Consider the following 18,032-nt stretch of genomic DNA (forward strand, 5'->3'; position numbering starts at 1 on the left):
CCGGTTCACCATGAAGAAGCCGACAACAGCCACGGTAAACCTGCCACCAACAGGCGCTGCCGATCGGCCCGGAAGGTCGAAACCTGCGGTGTTCACGCGATCCGGCTGCTCGATCAGGATCCGGGCATCCCCCTCACGAACCATACCGCCGTTGGCCCGGCCCTGACGCTGGAGGCCGCACTCTGCCACCACCCGGCGATGCATCGGCGGCGCGGGGTCGGCACCACGGCAGCGCGACTGCAACCACTGGGAAGGGAGAGTTCCACCGCGCCGTCATCGCGGCGCTGTCACCCAAGCCGCTGCCGAGGGTGCACGCGGCGATCGGACAAGCCGATCCGGCGAGCCATCTCCGACTCGCCACCGCGGTCACGAACGGCCCGCCCGGATAGTCGGTGGCGGGCGGGGCGGAGATGGCGGTCGGCACGATCCAAGAAATGCCATCGAGGCGGCGCAGGTACAGCCGTCTCCGATGGTCGCGCCCCGCCCGGTGGCGGCGGCGCCCTTGTTCCAAACTTGGGATCGGCGTGGCGCGAGAGCCTCCTCGCCTGCGATCGGCGACCGGTCGCGGTCGCCTCTTTGCCGGGAAAGACGGTGCTAGCGAGGGCCGGGATCGGGATGCCGGCCGTGGTGCCATGCCCTGTCGCGCCATCGATCCGGAAAACAATGACGGCGGGCACGGATCTGCCTGCGCCGCAGGTGTCGCGCAAGCCGTTGTGCGCCGCTCCGCCCGGAGCAGACGGCGCTCGCTTGCGAGAGAGCGTCGCAGCCCGGCCGGAGAATGGACCCGAACAGGAGGAACCAAAGCGGCCGCTGACCGCCAGCACAGAGGCTCCGGCGCACTAGCGGCTGACGCCGGGCCGGAGGACCGCCGCATGCCCCGCGCGACGGCGCTCTGCCAGAGGGAGAGGTCCGGCCCTACGGGCCGGGACGTGTTTGCCCCACGCGGATGTGCCTCGAGGCCTATCGCCGCGCTGTCGACAGGTTCGCTGCGCTGCCGGCCGCGGCCTCGAAAACCCGCCTCGTGCGCATCGACCACAACGCCTTCTCGATCCCTGCCTCGGCGATGGGCACCCCGCCGAGTTTCGGGCGAGTGCCGCGCGGATCGAGGCTTGCCGGAACGGAAGGGAGCGAAGCGAGCACCGGTGCGCCTTGTGGCGTGGCATGGCGGTCCACGTCGCCTAGCCCCGCGGGCCGGTGCTCGATCGGTGGCTAGGGCAGTGGGAAACGGCGCCTCCATCAAGGATCGGGCACTGCCGGATGCGCTCGGCAAGCCGGTCTCCCCCTCCGGCATGCGGCGACCGGCAGATGGTCGAGACCCCCGGTGCCGGACCGACCGCCGGGCTCCGCGACGGGCTCCCAGCCATCGTGGTGGTCTGGGCCGTGGCCCTCGCAGTTTCCGCAGCCCCCTGCCTCCGGCCGGAGAGCCCCGCTCCACCGGCGCGGCCCTGAACGGACACACTCGCCTGCGTGAGCCAACGCCAACTGGCCCGCCGGCGCGTACCTGCATCAGCCGCGGCGATCACGACGTCCGAGCGTCGCGGCCCACCTCTGCGCCGGCGCCCGATGATGCAGCGCACCCCTTCGCCATGCCCCTCGAAACGATGGCGAAAAGAGGCTCGACCCTTGCCACCATGAATGCCCTGACGCCCTCCGGCATGACGGCCGACTCTTGCGGACCACGGGGGGATCGCCGCCGCAGCGGCCAGGCGCCGATACATGCCGGATCGCGTCAGCGGCGCGCCGTTGGCCACCGAACTGGGCGGCGAGGAGCGACGCACGATCGGGTGAGCTTTGCCTAGGCCGATCCTTCTCGCGCCAATCGTCCGGGAGTGATTGGCGAAGGGATGCATCGGCCATCGACGATGCGCCGACCGGCGAGGCCCCGGCCCGCGAGCCCGCCGGCAGAACCTTCGCCGAGCAGCAGCAGCGCCCGGAGCCAATCCGCGGCACAGGCACAGGCACCGGCAGGGGGCATCCCGCCGCCGGCATCGTGACCGCTGCATCGACACCGATGCCGGTGCCGGGAGACGCGTCTTCAACGCCGCCGACCACACGCAGAAGCGCGACACCGCGGCCCGCGCTGGCCGCCTGGGCCGCATTGCCGGTGGCCATTGCCGGACCAACCTTGCTCTGCCCGGCGGACGCGATGACCAGCTCTTCGCCACGACCGGCGACGAGTTCCCGTTCCGCCCGATCGCCTTGAGCGGTTTCCGAACATTCGGGTTCATGTCCAGTGGGGGTAAGGAAGGCGCGGGCTTCGGATGCAATGATGCGGCCCCTGCCGGTGGCGATGGCCGTGCCGCGGGTCTGTCTGGCTTGCGCGGCTTGTTTGCGGGGCCCGACCCTGAGCATTGGGAAGGCCGGCTCGATCGGGGTGAAGTCGGGGTTGCAGGGCGGCAGGGGGCGAAGATGCGCGCCGGCGGCCTCGATGGCCTCGGCCACGGCGGCAGGCTTGTGCGCCGGCAGGGCGCCGAAGACGGCAATGCTGCCGGGCCGCAATGTCGCGGCATTGAGGCCGGCCCCGGGCGAGGAACGTCTCGCCATCGATCGCCCGGGGCCCATCGCGCCCGAGAGCCGGAGCGCGCCGTCGAAAGCGTGGTCGTCCAGTGCCCGTGCGGCACCGGCCCTCGACATCGCTCTCCCTGCAGAGCGTGGCCATGGGTGCGGGCCATCAAGCGCAAGGCGCTGCATTCGTCGATGAACACCAGCTACAAGGGCCAAGGTCGGGCCGGGCGTCGAACCGGGCCGGGCGCGGGTTCTCACATCCGTCCGCTCCCGCACGCAGGCATGCGCAGTCCTTCCTTCCGCGTGAACTCGTGGTGCTGGAAGACGCGGCAGATCCTCCTCGGCCGCGGGCGCTGGCTGACGGTCTGTGCCAGGCGCTCCGCGACCTCTGCCAGGGCCAGGTCCGGCTCCTCGGCGACCCGGCCGAGGATCAGGCCCCGGTGCCAACCGATGCGGTGCGATCGGCGGCTCTCGCCTCACCTGTCCGGCTCAGGATGCCCGCCTGTGCGGGCCCCGCCGATCCACCGGAGGGCCGAGGATACACCGACGCCGAACCGCGCTGCCGCCCGTCGGCAGGAGAGCTCGGCCTCGAGAGCATCCGCAACACGCCGGCGCGGATCGACGGAAAGGGCTGTGGCCATGCGGGCTGGCCCCATCGGCCCTCGGCGGGAACCGTACCTGGAACCGCTCGCCCCCCAGATGCACATGCAACTCGATCCGCACTGGAGCGACGGCTCCGGTCCCGTGGTGATCCCGGTCATTGGCACCGGCCTCGCTCTGGGGAATGGCCGCGCATCCTCGGCAGTGCAGGATGAGCGCGGCGCCCATCGGGCGACTGCATGCCGTCGCAGGATCGTCGAGGCCAGTGGCGGGACCATGCGCAAAGTGCCGCGCCCGACCCGCTCAAGACCATGCCGGGGCAGGCCCCCTTCGCTCACGGCTCCGCGGCGGCCAGGCTCGGGCAAGAACCGGGGTGCCGAGGGAGGCCTTCGACGCCGGTCCGCGGCGCCGGGCCGATGCGGTTTGACAGGCAGGATGTCGGGATGCGCGCCTTCCGGTGTCGGGCGCAGGGCCTCCTGGAGAGGGTGGTGGCTGGCTGTGGCGGACCGGAGCGGACACAGAGCCGGACCCTCCCTGCTGGATCGCGATGGACCGTCTCCGCCTGCATCGCAAGGCAGATGGCGATCCTCGTCGGCCCCGGCTGGGGTGCCCGTCGGGCCACATGGCTGCCGACGGACACCGTTGCGGGCGGCTGTTCCCGCGCGCCGTTGCGCGCCTCCCGCCGCGAGGTTAGCCGACCCATGCGCAGCGTCGGCCCGCCCGGGCGTCGGGAGGCGGTGCCGTCAGCACGCGGTGGGAGCCCGGCGGGGGCTTGGCGGGCCCGGCCGGGCCACCGAGCACCCGAAAGGGACTCAGCCGGTGCTGCCGAGGCCCGAGGCGACGGCGTTGACCGAGAGCAGGATCTCCGGCAGCAGGGCCTCTGCCTCGCCCGTCCGGCCGCCGTCGCGCAAGCCGCGCCAGCGGCGCAGAAGGTCGATCTGCCGGCCATGCAGCGGGGTCAGCGCCTGGTTGCGCCGGTCGATCATCTGCTGGATCGCGGGGCGGGTCTCCGCCACCGGCCCGCCATAGAGCGCGGCCAGCATCGCGCCGGTGCGGGCATGCTCCTCGAGGACCACGCCGAGAAAGCGGGCACGGATCGCCTCGTCCTCCACGAGCGCCGCATAGCGCGCCATGATCTCCGGCGAGGCCCCGGCCCAGGCGGTGGCGGCGTTCGACACCAGGTAATGCAGCGGCGGCCAGCGATGCGCCTCGGTCTTGGCGCGCACCAAGGCGGCGAAGATCTCCGGCTCGCGTGCCTGCAGGTCGGCGAAGGCGGTGCCGAGGCCGAACCAGCCCGGCAGCCCGAAGCGCGACTGGTTCCAGGCGAAGACCCAGGGGATCGCGCGCAGGTCGCCGAGGCTGCGCTTGCCGCTGCGGCGCGAGGGCCGCGAGCCGATGCGGTTCTGCTCGATCGCGTCGATCGGCGTGGCGCGGTCGAAGAAGGCGAGGAAGCCCTCCGCCTGCACCAGCCCCTCATAGGCGCGCCGGCCGGCCGCGGCGAGCCCGTCCATCGCGCGCACGAGGCGCTCGGGGTCCTTCCGCTCCTCGAGCGTCGCGCCGAGCACCCCGGCCAGCAGCAGCTCGAGCTGATGCGCCGCGGTCACCCGGTTGGCGAATTTCTGGCTGATCGTCTCGCCCTGCTCGGTGGTGCGCAGCCCGCCGCGCACGGTGCCGGGCGGCAGCGCCCGCAGGAACCGGTGGGTCGGCCCGGCGCCGCGCCCGATGGTGCCGCCGCGGCCGTGGAAGAAGCGGATGCGCACGCCCTTCCGCCGCCCGAGTTCCGCCATCGCGGACTGTGCGCGATACAGCGTCCAGATGCTGGCGAGGAAGCCGCCGTCCTTGCCGCTGTCGGAATAGCCGATCATCACCTGCTGCACCGGCTCCTCGTGGCCCGCCGCCACGGCCTGGAGGCGCAGCGAGCGGCGCACGATGGGCTCGTCGAGGAACCGGTCGAGGATCGCCGTGCCGTTCTCGAGATCCTCGATGGTCTCGAGCAGCGGCACCACCGGCAGCGGGCACCAGGGCGCGCCGGCACCCTCGGCGCTGTCGTCATAGCCCAGCAGCCCGGCCTCGCGCGCCAGCAGGAACACGGCGAAGAGATCCTCCGCGGTGCGCGTCATGCTGACGATCAGCGCGCCGAGGCCGTCGGTGCCGCGGTCGCGGATGTGTTCGGCGAAGACGCGGAGCACGCCGACCGTGCGGTCGGCCTCCTCGCCGATCGGCCGGCCCGGGGTGACGCAGGGGCGCGGGGTGCCGAGCTCGCGGGCCATCACCGCATGGCGGCGCGCCGGGCTCCAGCCGGGATAGTCGTGCCCGTCGGGCTCGCCCACCGCGGCCAGCATCTGCCCGAGCGCACGGTCGTGGAAGGCGCTGTTCTGGCGGATGTCGAGCGCCGCGAGGTGGAAGCCGAAGACCTGCACGCGCCGCGCCGCCGGGTCGAGCACCTGTTCGGCCAGCCGCCGGGCGCCGACATCGAGCAGCGACGCGCGCAGCAGCGCCAGATCGGCCCCGAGCTCCGCCGCACGGCGATAGGCGCCGGGCGGCGGCGGCCCCTCCGCCGGCGGCAGCGCCGCGATCATCAGGTTGACCGCCTGGCGCCACGGCTCCACCGGGTTGCGCCGCAGCGCCGCCGCGCCGGCCTCGCCCAGCGCCGCAACACGGGCCGCCAGCCAGTCTGCGAGGCGCGCGGGCGTCGGCTGCAGCCGCCCGGAGAGGCTGAGCGCACCGGCCATCTCGACCAGCCCGCGCCGCTGCAGCTCCAGCGCGCGGGCGCGGAACACCGTGAGCGTCTCGCGCGTGGTCGCGACATCGACGAAGGGATGCCCGTCGCGGTCGCCGCCCACCCAGTCGCCGAACGAGAGCCGCGGCAGCGCATCGCCGATCAGCGCCGGCTCGAAGCCGGCCCGCCGCCAGGCCGCGCGCAGGCGGTTGTCGATCCAGGGCAGCGTGTCCGGGAAGACCTCGGTGAGGTAGTGCAGGATGTTGCGCCGCTCGTCGGCCACCGTGGGCTTCTCGATGAAGATCTCGCCGGTGCGCCAGAGCTTCTCGATGCAGGCCCGGGCGCCGGCCTCGAAGGCGCCGCGCTCGGCCTCGGTCCACATGTCGTTCTCGAGCTCGACGATGATGCGGTAGAGCGCGCGGTGATGCTCGAGCACGGTCTGGCGCTTGGCCTCGGTGGGATGCGCGGTGAGCACCGGCTCGACGCTGAGCCGGCCGAGCGCGCGGGCGATCTCGGCAGGGCTGCGCCCGGCCTCGGCGAGGCGCGCGAAATGCTGGTCCCAGGAGCCGGCATCGGCGGCCAGCATGCCCTGCGCCTCGGCGCGGCGGCGGCGCTGGGCGACGGCGTTCTCCTCCGCCTGGTTGAGGAACTGGAAGGCGATGGAGCAGGCCTGCAGCAGCCGCTGCGAGGGCTCCGCCGGCCAGTCCGGCTCGGTGGCGCCCGGCCCGCCCCAGAGCGAGCGCCAGGGCAGGAGCGCGGCGACATCCGCCTCCCCGAGCTCGATGAGCACGGTCTCGAAGCTGCGCATGAGAAAGCTCAGCGTCCGCTCGAAGCGGCTTTCCTGAGACATGGCGTCGAGCATGGCATCGCCTCCCGAATCACGATCCGAGAGCTGACACTGCGGTGTGCCGGACCCGCGCGGAATTCAAAAATTGTGCACGGTGCGAAAGGCTGCCCCGGGGCCGGGCGCGCCTCAGCCCAGGCGCGCGAGGAACGCCCGCAGGCTCATCGGCGGGTGCCCCGCGAACCGCTCCACCGTGTCGCTCAGCACCGCGAACTCTCCGGCCGCAATGCCGGCATAGCTGGTCACCCAGCCGTCGAGCTCGAATTTCGGCGCGTCGAAACCGGCCCGCGACGCATAGGCCTCCTCGATGGTCTCCTTGACATAGGCGACCGGGCGGCCGGTCGCCTCGCCGAGCAGCGCCGCCGCATCCGCCATGGTCAGCAGCTCCGGCCCGGTCACGTCGAAGGCCCCGGTGGGCGCGGCCGGGTCGATCAGCAGCGCGGCGGCCACATCGGCCACGTCGTCGCGCGCCACCGGGGCGAAGCGCCCGTTGCCCGCCGGGCCGCGGATCGCCCCGTCGACCGGCAGGCGCGGCACCATGTCGGCATAGAAATTGTTGCGCAGCGCCGCGAAGGCGAGGCCGCGGACCGTCATGTACTGCTCGGTGTAGTAGTGGTCGTGCGCGAAGGTGAAGACCGCATCCGGCCGGCAGTTGACGAAGGAGGTGTAGACCACCCGCTCGCCCCCGGCGCCGACGAAGCTGTCGATGGCCGCCTTGTGCTGGGCGAGCCGGTCGGCGGCCTCGAAGCCGGAGACCAGGAACAAGGTCCCGATGCCGGTCGTGGCGGCGATCATCGCCTCGCGATCGGCATAGCTGGCCACGGCGATCTCGGCATCCGGCAGCTTCGGCGCCCGCGCGGGATCGCGCACGATGAGCCGCAGCGGCACCCCGCGTTCCGCAAGCTGGCGCGCGACGCGCCCCCCGATCCCGCCGGTTGCGCCCGTAATCCCGATCCGCGGCTGCGGCATTGCTCAAATCTCCCTCCGGCCGCGCCGGGGCGGCGTTCCAATCTCTCGGGGCGGCCGGCCCGGCGCCCTGCAATCGCGCCCGCCGGCGCCCTGCCAGGATCTCCGCCGGGAGCCGCCGGAACAATATGGCCCGGCGCTGCAGACCCGCTTCGGCAGGTGCCGGCCGGCCGACGCAGCGAGATAGCTGGTTGCATCCCTTTTAGGCAAGCCAACGGCCCCGTCGAGGGCCCGGAGGCCGATACCTTGCATGGGTGCCGTATCGATACTGCGGCAGGCGTCGCCGCCCTGCCCCCGCCGGACGGCGGGCGGCCAGCCCGGCCAGAGCACGGGCCGGCGCGCCGCCAGCGATACCGGGCCGGCCTTCGGCCGCTCTCCTGCCGGCCGGGCGGGAGGCGGCCGGCCTCAGCCCGCGCGCAGGCGCGTGTTTCCGGGGTCGTAGCGGCAGGGGGCGACCACCCGCACCGGCACCAGGCGGCCGAGGATCAGCGCCTCGAAGACCGTGCCCTCCGCCGCCAGCGCCGGCTCGACGAAGCCCATGCCGATGTTCTCGCCCACCCGGTGCCCCCAGCCGCCGCTGCTGGCGGTGCCGACCACGCGGTCTCCCTGCATCAGGCTGTCGCCGGCATGGATCGGCGCGGCGCCGTCCTCCACGACGAAGCTCACGAAGCGCCGCCGCGGCCCCTGCGCCTGCCGCGCGAGCAGCGCCGCCTTGCCTGGGAAATCCGGCTTGCCGAGATCGACGAAGCGCTCGAGCGCGCTCTCGAAGGGGTCGAACTCGGTGATCAGGTCGGCCTTCCAGTGGCGATATCCCTTCTCGAGCCGCATCGACTCCACCGCGAGGTTGCCGAAGCGCCCGAGCCCGAGCGGCGCGCCGGCCTCGACCAGCAGGTCATGCACCCGCAGCAGCCCGGCATTCGGCACGTGCAACTCCCAGGCCAGCTCGCCGGAGAAGCTGACCGCCAGCGCGATCACCTCCACCGGGCCGACGAAGACCCGCCGCGCCGCGAGCCAGGGGAAGGCCTCCGCCGACCAGTCGGTGCGGGGCGAGACGCTGGCCATCAGCGCCCGCGCCTTCGGCCCGGCGACGACGAGAATGGTCATCTCGTCGACCAGCGGGCGCAGGGTGATCGAGCCGTCCGCCGGGAGCCGCTCGGTCAGCCAGTCGAGATCGTGCAACTCGGCCGCCGCCGCCGAGCCCCAGAGCAGCCGGTCCTCCGCCATCAGCGCGACGGTGGCCTCGATCTTCACGCAGCCGGTCTCGGCCAGCGCATAGCAGAGCCCGACCCGGCCGGTGCGTTTCGGCAGGCGGCCGCAGACCAGCCCGTCGAGCCAGTCGCGCGCACCGGGGCCGGCGATCTCGATCCGATTGAAGCCGTTGACCTCCGCGAGGCCGACCCGGTCGCGCACCGTCTCGACCTCGCGCGCCACCACGTCATGGGTCTCGGTGAAGCCGAAGCCGTGGGTCTCGGTGAAATCGGGCGCCGGCTTGTAGTAGAGCGCCCGCTCCCAGCCATTGACCACGCCGAACTCGGCCCCCGCCGCGGCCAGCACCGGGGTGAGCGGCGTCGTGCGCATCCGCCGCCCCGCCGGGCGGTGCTCGTGCGGGCGGTGGAAGCGGAACTCGTTCTGGTAGTCCTCGACCGCCTTCAGCGCGGTGAACTCCACCGTCGCCCAGGGGCCGAAGCGGCGCGGGTCGAGGCACCAGGTGTCATAGACCGCCTCGCCATGCACCATCATCTGCGCCAGCAGCCAGCCGTGGCCGCCGCCCTCGCCGAGCCCGGCGCGCAGCCCGGTGATGCACCAGGCGTTGCGCCTGCGGGGGATCCGCCCGACCAGCGGCAACCCGTCCGGCGTGTAGGTGATCGGGCCGTTGATGATGGTGTGGATGCCGGTCTCGGTGAGGCAGGGCATGCGCTCGAACACGTTCTCCAGCACCGGCAGCACGCGGTCCGGGTCGTCCGGCGAGAGCGCCATGGTGAAGCCGGGGTCGATGCCGTCGAGCCCCCAGGTCCGGCAGTCCTGCTCGTAGAAGCCGACCAGCAGCCCCTGCTTCTCCTGCCGGGCATAGAAATCGTCGGTCGGGCAGCGGATCAGCGGCACGCGGCGGCCGAAGGCCTCGATCCCGGCCAGCGGCTCGGTGAGGAAATACTGGTGCTCCATCGAGGCGACCGGGAGCTGCACCCCCATCATCGCGCCCACCTCGTTGCAGCGATAGCCGCCCGCGTTGATCACGTGCTCGGCATGGATGTCGCCCTTCGGGGTGTGCACGATCCATCCGTCGGCGGTCTCGGTCAGGCCGGTGACGGGGGTGTGGCGGTGCACCTCCGCGCCGGCCTTGCGGGCGCGCCGGGCCAGCGCCTGGCAGAGCTGCGCCGGGTCGATATCGCCGTCCAGCGGGTCCCAGAGCGCGCCGAGCAGCCCGCCCGGCACGATCAGCGGATGGCGGCGGGCGCATTCCTCGGCATCGATCAGCTCGAACTCCACCCCCATGCCCCTGGCCACCGACATGAAGTGCCGGTAGCCCTCGATGTGCCAGGGCTCGGAGGCAAGCCGGAGGCCGCCATCGGCGTGGTGGTAGTTGATCGGGTAGTCCGGGTCCTCGGCCAGTTCCTTGTAGAGCGCGATGGAATGGCTCTTGAGGCCGACCATGGTCTGCACCGCGCCGAAATTGGTGACCTGCGCGGCGGAATGCCAGGTGGTGCCGGAGGTCAGCTCGTCACGCTCCAGCAGCATGACATCCGTCCAGCCCTCCTGCGTGAGATGATAGAGGGCCGAGCAGCCCCCGATCCCGCCGCCGATCACCACTGCCCGTGCCGTAGTCCGCATCATCGCCTCCACCATGCATCGGCGGCGATCCTTCCGCCGCGCGGGGCGGGCAGGCAAGGGCGCAGCGATCCCCTGCGGGAAATCCGCAGGCGGCCTTCGGATTTTCCGCCGAGGCAGACGCGTGCTGGACCGCGGGACCGGCCCGGCGCCATGCTCCGGGGAAACAGGGCGACGGGGAAACAGGGCGGAGGTGCGGCATGGAACGACGGGAGAGCACGGCGCGGCGGCGGGGGCGGGCAACCCGGGTGGCATCCCGCAGGGGGCCCGAGCCCGAGGCCAATCCTGCGCCGCCGGGCCAGAGCGGCGGGCGCTATGCCCCGCTCACCGAGCCCGAGCTCGTGCAGATCACCGAGGCCGCGTTCACGCTGCTGGCGGAGCTCGGCATCGGCGAGGTGCCCGCGGTGGTGCGCGAGGCCGCCCATGCCCGCGGCGCCAGCACCGACGAACGCGGCCGCCTGCGCCTGCCCCGCGCGCTGGTCGAGGAGATGGTCGCCGGTGCCGCGAAGGAGTTCACCTTCCACGGCCGCGACCCGCGCCACGACATCTCCATCGGCGCCGAGCGCGTGCATTTCGGCACCGGCGGCGCGGCGGTGCAGGTGCTCGAGCCGGAGACCGGGCGCTACCGCCCCTCGACGCTGGCCGACCTGCGCGCCTTTGCCCGGCTCGCCGATGCGCTGCCCAACATTTCCTGGTTCACCCGCTGCTGCATCGCCACCGATATCGAGGACAGCTTCGCGCTCGACGTGAACACCGCCCATGCCCTGCTCTGCGGCACCGCGAAGCCGGTCGGCACCGCCTTCACCCTGGCCAGCCATGTCGGCCCGATCATCGAGATGTTCGACATCGCCCTCGGCGGGCCGGGGCGTTTCCGCGAGCGGCCCTTCTGCAAGGCGCACATCTCGCCGGTGATCTCGCCGATGCGCTTCGGCGAGGATGCCGTGGAGGTGACGCTGGAATGCATCCGCCTCGGCGTGCCGATCAACTGCATCATCGCCGCGCAGTCCGGCGCCACCGCCCCGGCGACGCTGGCGGGCTTCCTCGCGCAGTCCCTCGCCGAGACGCTGAGCGGGCTGGTGCTGGTCAACCTCTTCGCCCCCGGCCATCCGATGATCTTCTCCAACTGGCCGCTGGTGATCGACCTGCGCACCGGCGCCTTCTGCGGCGGCGGCGGCGAGATCAGCGTGATGAACGCCGCCGCGGCACAGCTCGCCAACCGGCTCGGGCTGCCCTCGGGGGTGGCCTGCTCGATGGCGGATGCCAAGGCGGTGGATGCGCAGATGGGGGCCGAGAAGGCGCTCTCCGCCGCGCTCACCGGCATGGCCGGCGCCAACATGGTCTACGAGGCCGCCGGCATGACCGCCTCGCTGCTCGGCGCCAGCTTCGAGGCGATGGTGCTCGACGACGAGATGCTCGGCCATGTGCACCGCGCGATCCGCGGCATCGAGGTCAATGACGAGACGCTCGGCCTCGGCGCGATCCGCGAGGCGGTGCTGGGCGAGGGGCATTTCCTCGGCGCGGCGCACACCATGGCGGCGATGCAGCGGGACTATCTCTACCCGAAGCTCGCCGACCGCGACGCGCCCGCGGTCTGGGCCGAGAAGGGCGCGCGCGATGCCGCCGCCCGCGCGCGGGAGCGGGTGCGCGAGATCCTCGCGGCGCCGGATGCCGGGCACCTCGCGCCGGAGGCCGATGCGGCGATCCGGGCGCGGTTCCCGATCCGGCCGGGCTGAGACGCGCTACCCCGCCGCGGTGAGCTTCTCGAAGAGCCGCGCCACCGCCTCGGCGCCGGGATCGTTGTGCCCGGCAAGGCTCGCCGCCGCGACATAGCTCGCCCGGCCGGCGCGCGCCCGGGTGATCGCGGCCGTTGCATCGGCCCCGCCCCGCGCCGCCCCGGCCGCCGCCGCGAGCCCGTCCGGCAGCGCCTCGAGCGCCGGCTGCAGCGCGTCGATCATCGTCCGGTCGCCCGGCCGCGCGCCGCCGACCTGCTGCACCCGGTCGAGCCCGGCCTTCAGCGCGCCGATGCCGTCCTTGCCGCTGGCCGAGGCATCCCCCGCCGCGGCGAAGAAGATCGCCAGCAGCACGCCCGAGGAGCCGCCCATGGTCTGGCTGAGCTCGAGCCCGATGGCGCGGTAGAGCTGCGTGCGGTCCGCCAGCGGCAGCCGGTCCATCGCGCCGATCAGCGCCCGCGCCGCGGTGGCCAGGGTGCTGCCGGTGTCGCCGTCGCCGGATTTCGCGTCGAGCGCGTTCAGATCCGCCTCCGCATCGATCAGGATGCCGCAGCAGCGCTCGATGAAGGCCCGCGCCTCGGGGTTGGCCGAGGGGATCGGCTGGATCGGCGTCAGCCCGTCCGGCAGCGCCGCCACCGCCACCTCGCCGAGCGCGAGGCAACCCGGCCAGGCCGCCGGCGCCACCGGGGCGAGCAGCGCCGCCTCGTCGGCCTTGGTCACCGGCAGCAGCGAGACCGAGAAGCCCTGCATGTCGAGCGAGGTCATCAGCGGCGCCGGGCCGATCAGCCAGTGTAGCTGCCCGCCGATGCGCGAGCGGCTGAGCTCCTCGGCCAGCACCCCCATCTCGAGCGGCGTCGCCCCGCCGAGATTGTTGAGCAGCGCCGCATGCGGCCCCGGCCCGATGGCCGGCGCGAGCCGGTCCACCACCATCTCCATCGCGTCGAGCGCGGTCGAGAACTCCACCTGCTCGATGCCCGGCTCGCCATGGATGCCGAGGCCGAGCTCCGCCTTGCCGGCGCCGATCCGGTCCTCCTTGGGCGAGCCCGGGATGGTGCAGGTGTCGAGCGACATGCCGATCGAGACGACGCCCTTCACCACCCGCTGCGCGGCCTCGGCCACGGTGTCGAGATCGGCCCCCTGCTCGGCCAGCGCGCCGGCGATCTTGTGCACGAAGAGCGTGCCCGCCACGCCGCGCGCCTGCGGCAGGTCGGGCAGCGCCACGTCGTCGTCGACGATCACCATCGCGACCTTCAGCCCCTGCGCCCGCGCGCGCTCCGCCGCGAGGCCGAAATTCAGCCGGTCGCCGGTGTAGTTCTTGACGATCAGCAGGCAGCCCGCCTTGCCGGTGACGGCGAGGATGCCGGCCAGCACCGCATCCACCGACGGCGAGGCGAAGATGTCGCCGCAGACCGCCGCCGTCAGCATCCCCTGGCCGACGAAGCCGGCATGGCTCGGCTCGTGCCCGGAGCCGCCGCCGGAGACCAGCGCCACCTTCGAGCGGTCCCAGTCGGAGCGCACCACCACCTTGATGTGCGGATAGCCGTCGAGCCGGGCGAGCCGCCCGCCGCCGGTACGCAGCGTGCCGTCGATCGCTTCGGTGACCAGCGTCTCCTTCGCGTTGATGAACTGCTTCATGGGTCGGGTCCTCTCCTCAGATCCGGTCGCCGGAGACATCGAAATAGAGCGCGTTGCGGGGCTGGATGGCGAGCGCGTCGCCCGGCTCCAGCGGGGTGTGGGCATCGGCCAGCGTGACGATCTCGTGGCCGTCCAGGGTCAGGTGCAGCCGGGTCTGGTCGCCGAGATGCTCGATGCGCGCGACGCGGGCCTCGCGGCCCTCGCCTTGGGCGATGTGCTCGGGGCGGAGCCCGATGGTCGCCGCCCCCGCCGGCGCCCCGGCGAAGAGATCCGCCGGCAGCGCGTTGATCCGCGGCAGGCCGAGCCGCCCGGCGACATAGAGGCTCACCGGGTTCTCGTAGATCTCCCGCGGGCTGCCGAGCTGCACCAGCCGGCCGGCATCGAGCACGCCGACATGGGTCGCCATGGTCATCGCCTCGATCTGGTCGTGGGTGACGTAGAGCATGGTCGCCCCGAGCCCGGCCTGGATGCGCTTGAGCTCGACCCGCAGATCGGCGCGCAGCTTGGCGTCGAGCGAGCTCAGCGGCTCGTCCATCAGGTGGATCTCCGGCTCGCGCACCAGCGCCCGGCCGATCGAGACGCGCTGCATCTCGCCGCCCGAGAGCGCGGTGGCCCGGTTGTCGAGCTTGTGGGCGATGCGCAGCACCTCCGCCACCTCCGCCACCTTGCGCCGGATCTCGTCCTCGGGCGTGCGCAGGATCGGCGAGCGCAGCGGGAAGGCCAGGTTCTCCCGCACCGTCATGTGCGGATAGAGCGAGTATTGCTGGAACACCATCGCGACATTGCGCGCGGCCGGGCTCTCGCCCGCCACCGAGCGCCCGCCGATCAGGATGTCGCCGGCATCCGGCGCCTCGAGCCCGGCGATCAGGCGCAGCGTCGTGGTCTTGCCGGCGCCGGTCGGACCGAGCAGCACCACGAAGGCGCCATCCGGCACGACCATCGAGATCGCGTCGACCGCCTGCGTCGGTCCGAAGGCCTTGGAGACCTCGCTGAGCACAACCTCAGCCATGGGAGAGCACCCCCTCGTTCAGGTCCGAGCGGATCGCGCGGCCGGTCTGGTTGTCGAAGAGCGTCGCCGTGGCGCCGTTGAAGGCGAGCCCCACGGTCTCGCCCACCCGGGCCGGCTGGTCGGAGGCGATGCGCGCCTTCACCTCGCCGTTCGGCGTCGCCAGCGTGACGATCTGCGTGGTGCCGAGATACTCCGCCGCGACGATCTCGCCGCGATAGCCGGCGCTGTCGGAGAGCCGCACATGCTCCGGCCGCACGCCATAGACCATGTCGCCGTCGAACGGCTCGCGCAGCGCCGGGATGCCGAGCGGCTGATGCGAGAGCACCGCCTCGGTCGCCCCCGCCTCGAGGCTGCCATGGAAGCGCAGGAAGTTCATCGAGGGCGAGCCGATGAAATCCGCCACGAACAGGCTCGCCGGCTTGTCGTAGATGTCCTGCGGCGTGCCGAACTGCTCGATCACCCCGTGGTTCATCACCACGATCTTGTCGCCCATCTGCATCGCCTCGAGCTGGTCATGGGTGACATAGACGGTTGTCGCGCCCATCCTGTCGTGCAGTTTCCGCAGCTCTTCGGACATATGTTCGCGGAACTCGGCATCGAGCGCGCCGAGCGGCTCGTCCATCAGGAAGCATTTCGGCTCGCGCACGATGGCCCGGCCGAGCGCGACGCGCTGGCGGTCGCCGCCCGAGAGCCCGCCCACCGGCCGGTCGAGGATCTCCTCGATGCCGAGGATCTTCGCCACCTCCGCCACCTTCTCGCGGACCTGCGCACGCGGCATGCCCTGGCTCACCAGCGGATAGCTGATGTTCCTGCGAACGTTCATGTGGGGATAGAGTGCGAACATCTGGAACACGAAGGCGATGTCGCGCTCCGAGGCCGGGCGCTGGCCGACCTCCTCGCCGCCGATGTAGATCTCGCCCGAGGTCGGCAGCTCGAGCCCGGCGATCATGCGCAGCGTCGTCGTCTTGCCGCAGCCCGAGGGGCCGAGCAGCATGAAGAACTCGCCGTCCTCCACCTTGAAGGAGGACGACTGCACGGCGGTGAACTCGCCGAACTCCTTGCGCAGGTTGCGGATCACGATCTCAGCCATGACTCACTCCGGGAAATGGCTGACGACGATGAACATCACCGTGCCGGTCAGCGTGACGATGAACGACCAGGTGAAGGCCCAGAGCACGAAGGGCTGCATCAGCATGAAGACGCCGAGCGCGATCAGCACCGAGGCGACAATCTCCCAGGGCCCGCGCCGGAGCCGCAGGAGGCCGGAAAGGAAACCCGTCATTTGCGCACCGCTCCGAAGGTGATCCCGCGCAGCAGATGCTTGCGCAGCAGGATGGTGAAGACCATCACCGGCAGCAGGAACAGCGTGGCACCCGCCGCCACCGCCGGCCAGTCCTGCCCGCCGACGCCGATGATCGTGGGGATGAAGGGCGGCGCGGTCTGCGCCGTGCCCGAGGTCAGCAGCACCGCGAAGGCGTATTCGTTCCAGGCGAAGATCAGGCAGAAGATCGCCGTCGCCGCGATGCCGGTGGCCGCCTGCGGCAGCACCACCTTCCGGAACGCCTGGAAGCGGGTATAGCCGTCGATCAGCGCCGCCTCCTCGTATTCGCGCGGGATCTCGTCCATGAAGCCCTTGAGCAGCCAGACCGAGAGCGAGAGGTTGACCGCCGTGTAGAGCAGGATCATCCCGGCATGGGTGTCGGAAAGCCCGAGCGAGCGGAACATCAGGAAGATCGGGATCGCCACGGCGATCGGCGGCATCATCCGGGTCGAGAGGATGAAGAACAGCAGGTCGTCCTTCAGCGGCACCCGGTAGCGCGAGAAGGCATAGGCCGCCAGCGTGCCGAGGAACACCGAGAGGAAGGTCGAGCCGAAGCCGATGATGACAGAGTTGAGGAACCGCTCGCCGAAGCGCGAGGGCCCGGCGATCACCATGCCCTTGGCATGCACCATCTCCTCGTACCAGCTCTCCGGCGGGTTCTCGGCCAGATAGGCCTCGGTCTGCCGGGTCTGCGTGGTGAAGAGGTTCACATAGCCCTCCAGCGTCGGCTCGAAGGCGAGCTTCGGGGGATAGGCGATGGCGTCCGAGGGCGACTTGAACCCGGTGGTGAAGATCCAGAGCAGCGGCAGCAGCGTGATCACGGCATAGAGGGCGACCAGCACCCCGGCGATCCATTGCTGCCGGCGGCTCGGCGCGGTCACGGAATAGGCGCTCATCGTTCCTTCACCCTGTTGAGGGCCTTCACATAGATCGAGGCGAGGCCGAAGACCGTGACGAAGAGGATGATCGCATAGGCCGAGGAATAGCCCGTGCGCCACTTCTCGAAGGCCTCGCGCTTCAGGTCGATCGAGGTCAGCGTGGTGATGTTGCCGGGCCCGCCGCCGGTGAGCTGCACCACCAGGTCGAACATCTTGAAGTTCTCGATGCCGCGGAACAGCACCGCCAGCATCAGGAAGGGCAGCACCATCGGCACCGTGATGGTCCAGAACTGCCGCCATTTCGAGGCCCGGTCACACTCTGCCGCCTCGTAGATGGAATCGGGGATCGAGCGCAGCCCGGCGAGGCAGATCAGCATCACGAAGGGCGTCCACATCCAGGTATCGACGATCACGATGGCCCAGGGCGCGAGGCCGGTATCGCCGATCATGCTGAAGCTGGTCGGGTCGGCCCCGGTCAGGAACGCCACCGAATAGTTGAACAGCCCGATCTGCGGCTGGTAGAGGAAGGTCCAGAAGTTTCCCACCACCGCCGGCGAGAGCATCATCGGCAGCACGATCACCGTCGTCCAGAAATTGCTGCCGCGGAACTTCTGGTTGATGAACCAGGCCAGCGCGAAGCCGAGCAGCACCTGCAGCACGATGGTCCAGAACAGGAAATGCGCCGTCGCCTGCATGGTCAGCCAGATGTCGCTGTCGGTCAGGATGCGCTCGTAGTTGCGCAGGCCGATCCACTTGACCTCGGCATTCGGCCGGTTGGCGCGGAAATTGGTGAAGCTCAGCCGGATCGTCCAGATCAGCGGGAAGATGTTCACCGCCAGCAGCAGGAAGATCGTCGGCGCCACGAAGATCCAGGCGATGGCGCGGTCGGAAAGGCCGCGGATCCGTCGCGCAAGCTTCGGCGGCGTCGCCTTTGCGGCGCGCTCGATGGTGGTCTCGCCCATGGGATGTTCCCCGGATGGTCGTCAGCTTGGGGCCGGA

Annotated in this window: 11 protein-coding genes; 1 reads left to right on the plus strand and 10 read right to left on the minus strand. The window is 71.5% G+C overall.

The window, feature by feature from the left end; all coding sequences use genetic code 11:
- Nucleotides 1-1,506 precede the first annotated feature (1,506 nt).
- From QSJ97_RS07910 to QSJ97_RS07925, 4 genes are all read right to left on the minus strand, one after another.
- Nucleotides 1,507-2,634, minus strand: coding sequence for a hypothetical protein (locus QSJ97_RS07910; protein ID WP_285671169.1), 1,128 nt, complete (start codon nucleotides 2,632-2,634; stop codon nucleotides 1,507-1,509).
- A gap of 1,283 nt (nucleotides 2,635-3,917) precedes the next feature.
- Nucleotides 3,918-6,686, minus strand: coding sequence for a phosphoenolpyruvate carboxylase (locus QSJ97_RS07915; RefSeq protein ID WP_285671170.1), 2,769 nt, complete (start codon nucleotides 6,684-6,686; stop codon nucleotides 3,918-3,920).
- Nucleotides 6,687-6,797: 111 nt separating this feature from the next.
- Nucleotides 6,798-7,637 carry an NAD(P)H-binding protein gene (locus QSJ97_RS07920; protein WP_285671171.1) on the minus strand — a complete coding sequence of 280 codons (840 nt, stop codon included), beginning with the start codon at nucleotides 7,635-7,637 and terminating at the stop codon, nucleotides 6,798-6,800.
- Nucleotides 7,638-8,039: 402 nt separating this feature from the next.
- Nucleotides 8,040-10,463, minus strand: coding sequence for a GcvT family protein (locus QSJ97_RS07925; protein WP_285671172.1), 2,424 nt, complete (start codon nucleotides 10,461-10,463; stop codon nucleotides 8,040-8,042).
- A gap of 197 nt (nucleotides 10,464-10,660) precedes the next feature.
- Between QSJ97_RS07925 and QSJ97_RS07930 the strand changes: the two genes are divergently transcribed.
- Complete coding sequence (locus QSJ97_RS07930; protein ID WP_285671173.1) at nucleotides 10,661-12,193, plus strand: trimethylamine methyltransferase family protein; 1,533 nt, start codon at nucleotides 10,661-10,663, stop codon at nucleotides 12,191-12,193.
- Nucleotides 12,194-12,199: 6 nt separating this feature from the next.
- Here QSJ97_RS07930 and QSJ97_RS07935 read toward each other — a convergent pair whose 3' ends face one another.
- Genes QSJ97_RS07935 through QSJ97_RS07960 form a run of 6 tightly spaced genes read right to left on the minus strand, consistent with a single transcriptional unit; the run spans nucleotide 12,200 to nucleotide 17,995 of the window.
- A complete protein-coding gene (locus QSJ97_RS07935; protein ID WP_285671174.1) occupies nucleotides 12,200-13,825 on the minus strand; it encodes a dihydroxyacetone kinase subunit DhaK in 1,626 nt (541 codons plus the stop codon).
- Between the two features lie 16 nt (nucleotides 13,826-13,841).
- The gene (locus QSJ97_RS07940) at nucleotides 13,842-14,834 is read right to left on the minus strand and encodes an ABC transporter ATP-binding protein (RefSeq protein ID WP_285671175.1); all 993 of its coding nucleotides are present in this window, start codon (nucleotides 14,832-14,834) and stop codon (nucleotides 13,842-13,844) included.
- Complete coding sequence (locus tag QSJ97_RS07945; RefSeq protein ID WP_285671176.1) at nucleotides 14,827-15,924, minus strand: ABC transporter ATP-binding protein; 1,098 nt, start codon at nucleotides 15,922-15,924, stop codon at nucleotides 14,827-14,829. The genes QSJ97_RS07940 and QSJ97_RS07945 overlap by 8 nt, the downstream gene beginning before the upstream one ends.
- Before the next feature lie 3 nt (nucleotides 15,925-15,927).
- The gene (locus tag QSJ97_RS07950) at nucleotides 15,928-16,116 is read right to left on the minus strand and encodes a hypothetical protein (RefSeq protein WP_285671177.1); all 189 of its coding nucleotides are present in this window, start codon (nucleotides 16,114-16,116) and stop codon (nucleotides 15,928-15,930) included.
- Nucleotides 16,113-17,051 carry a carbohydrate ABC transporter permease gene (locus tag QSJ97_RS07955; RefSeq protein WP_285671178.1) on the minus strand — a complete coding sequence of 313 codons (939 nt, stop codon included), beginning with the start codon at nucleotides 17,049-17,051 and terminating at the stop codon, nucleotides 16,113-16,115. Before QSJ97_RS07955 ends, QSJ97_RS07950 begins: the two co-directional genes overlap by 4 nt.
- The gene (locus tag QSJ97_RS07960; protein WP_285671179.1) at nucleotides 17,048-17,995 is read right to left on the minus strand and encodes a carbohydrate ABC transporter permease; all 948 of its coding nucleotides are present in this window, start codon (nucleotides 17,993-17,995) and stop codon (nucleotides 17,048-17,050) included. Before QSJ97_RS07960 ends, QSJ97_RS07955 begins: the two co-directional genes overlap by 4 nt.
- Nucleotides 17,996-18,032 lie beyond the last annotated feature (37 nt).

The organism is Paralimibaculum aggregatum (assembly GCF_030270585.1).
GTDB classification, from domain to species: domain Bacteria; phylum Pseudomonadota; class Alphaproteobacteria; order Rhodobacterales; family Rhodobacteraceae; genus Thermohalobaculum; species Thermohalobaculum aggregatum.

Bases quoted from the DNA above. Each gene is read 5' to 3' on its own strand.
- QSJ97_RS07910 (WP_285671169.1), bottom strand. From the start codon at position 2,634: ATGTCGAGGGCCGGTGCCGCACGGGCACTGGACGACCACGCTTTCGAC.
- QSJ97_RS07915 (WP_285671170.1), bottom strand. From the start codon at position 6,686: ATGCTCGACGCCATGTCTCAGGAAAGCCGCTTCGAGCGGACGCTGAGC.
- QSJ97_RS07920 (WP_285671171.1), bottom strand. From the start codon at position 7,637: ATGCCGCAGCCGCGGATCGGGATTACGGGCGCAACCGGCGGGATCGGG.
- QSJ97_RS07925 (WP_285671172.1), bottom strand. From the start codon at position 10,463: ATGCGGACTACGGCACGGGCAGTGGTGATCGGCGGCGGGATCGGGGGC.
- QSJ97_RS07930 (WP_285671173.1), top strand. From the start codon at position 10,661: ATGGAACGACGGGAGAGCACGGCGCGGCGGCGGGGGCGGGCAACCCGG.
- QSJ97_RS07935 (WP_285671174.1), bottom strand. From the start codon at position 13,825: ATGAAGCAGTTCATCAACGCGAAGGAGACGCTGGTCACCGAAGCGATC.
- QSJ97_RS07940 (WP_285671175.1), bottom strand. From the start codon at position 14,834: ATGGCTGAGGTTGTGCTCAGCGAGGTCTCCAAGGCCTTCGGACCGACG.
- QSJ97_RS07945 (WP_285671176.1), bottom strand. From the start codon at position 15,924: ATGGCTGAGATCGTGATCCGCAACCTGCGCAAGGAGTTCGGCGAGTTC.
- QSJ97_RS07950 (WP_285671177.1), bottom strand. From the start codon at position 16,116: ATGACGGGTTTCCTTTCCGGCCTCCTGCGGCTCCGGCGCGGGCCCTGG.
- QSJ97_RS07955 (WP_285671178.1), bottom strand. From the start codon at position 17,051: ATGAGCGCCTATTCCGTGACCGCGCCGAGCCGCCGGCAGCAATGGATC.
- QSJ97_RS07960 (WP_285671179.1), bottom strand. From the start codon at position 17,995: ATGGGCGAGACCACCATCGAGCGCGCCGCAAAGGCGACGCCGCCGAAG.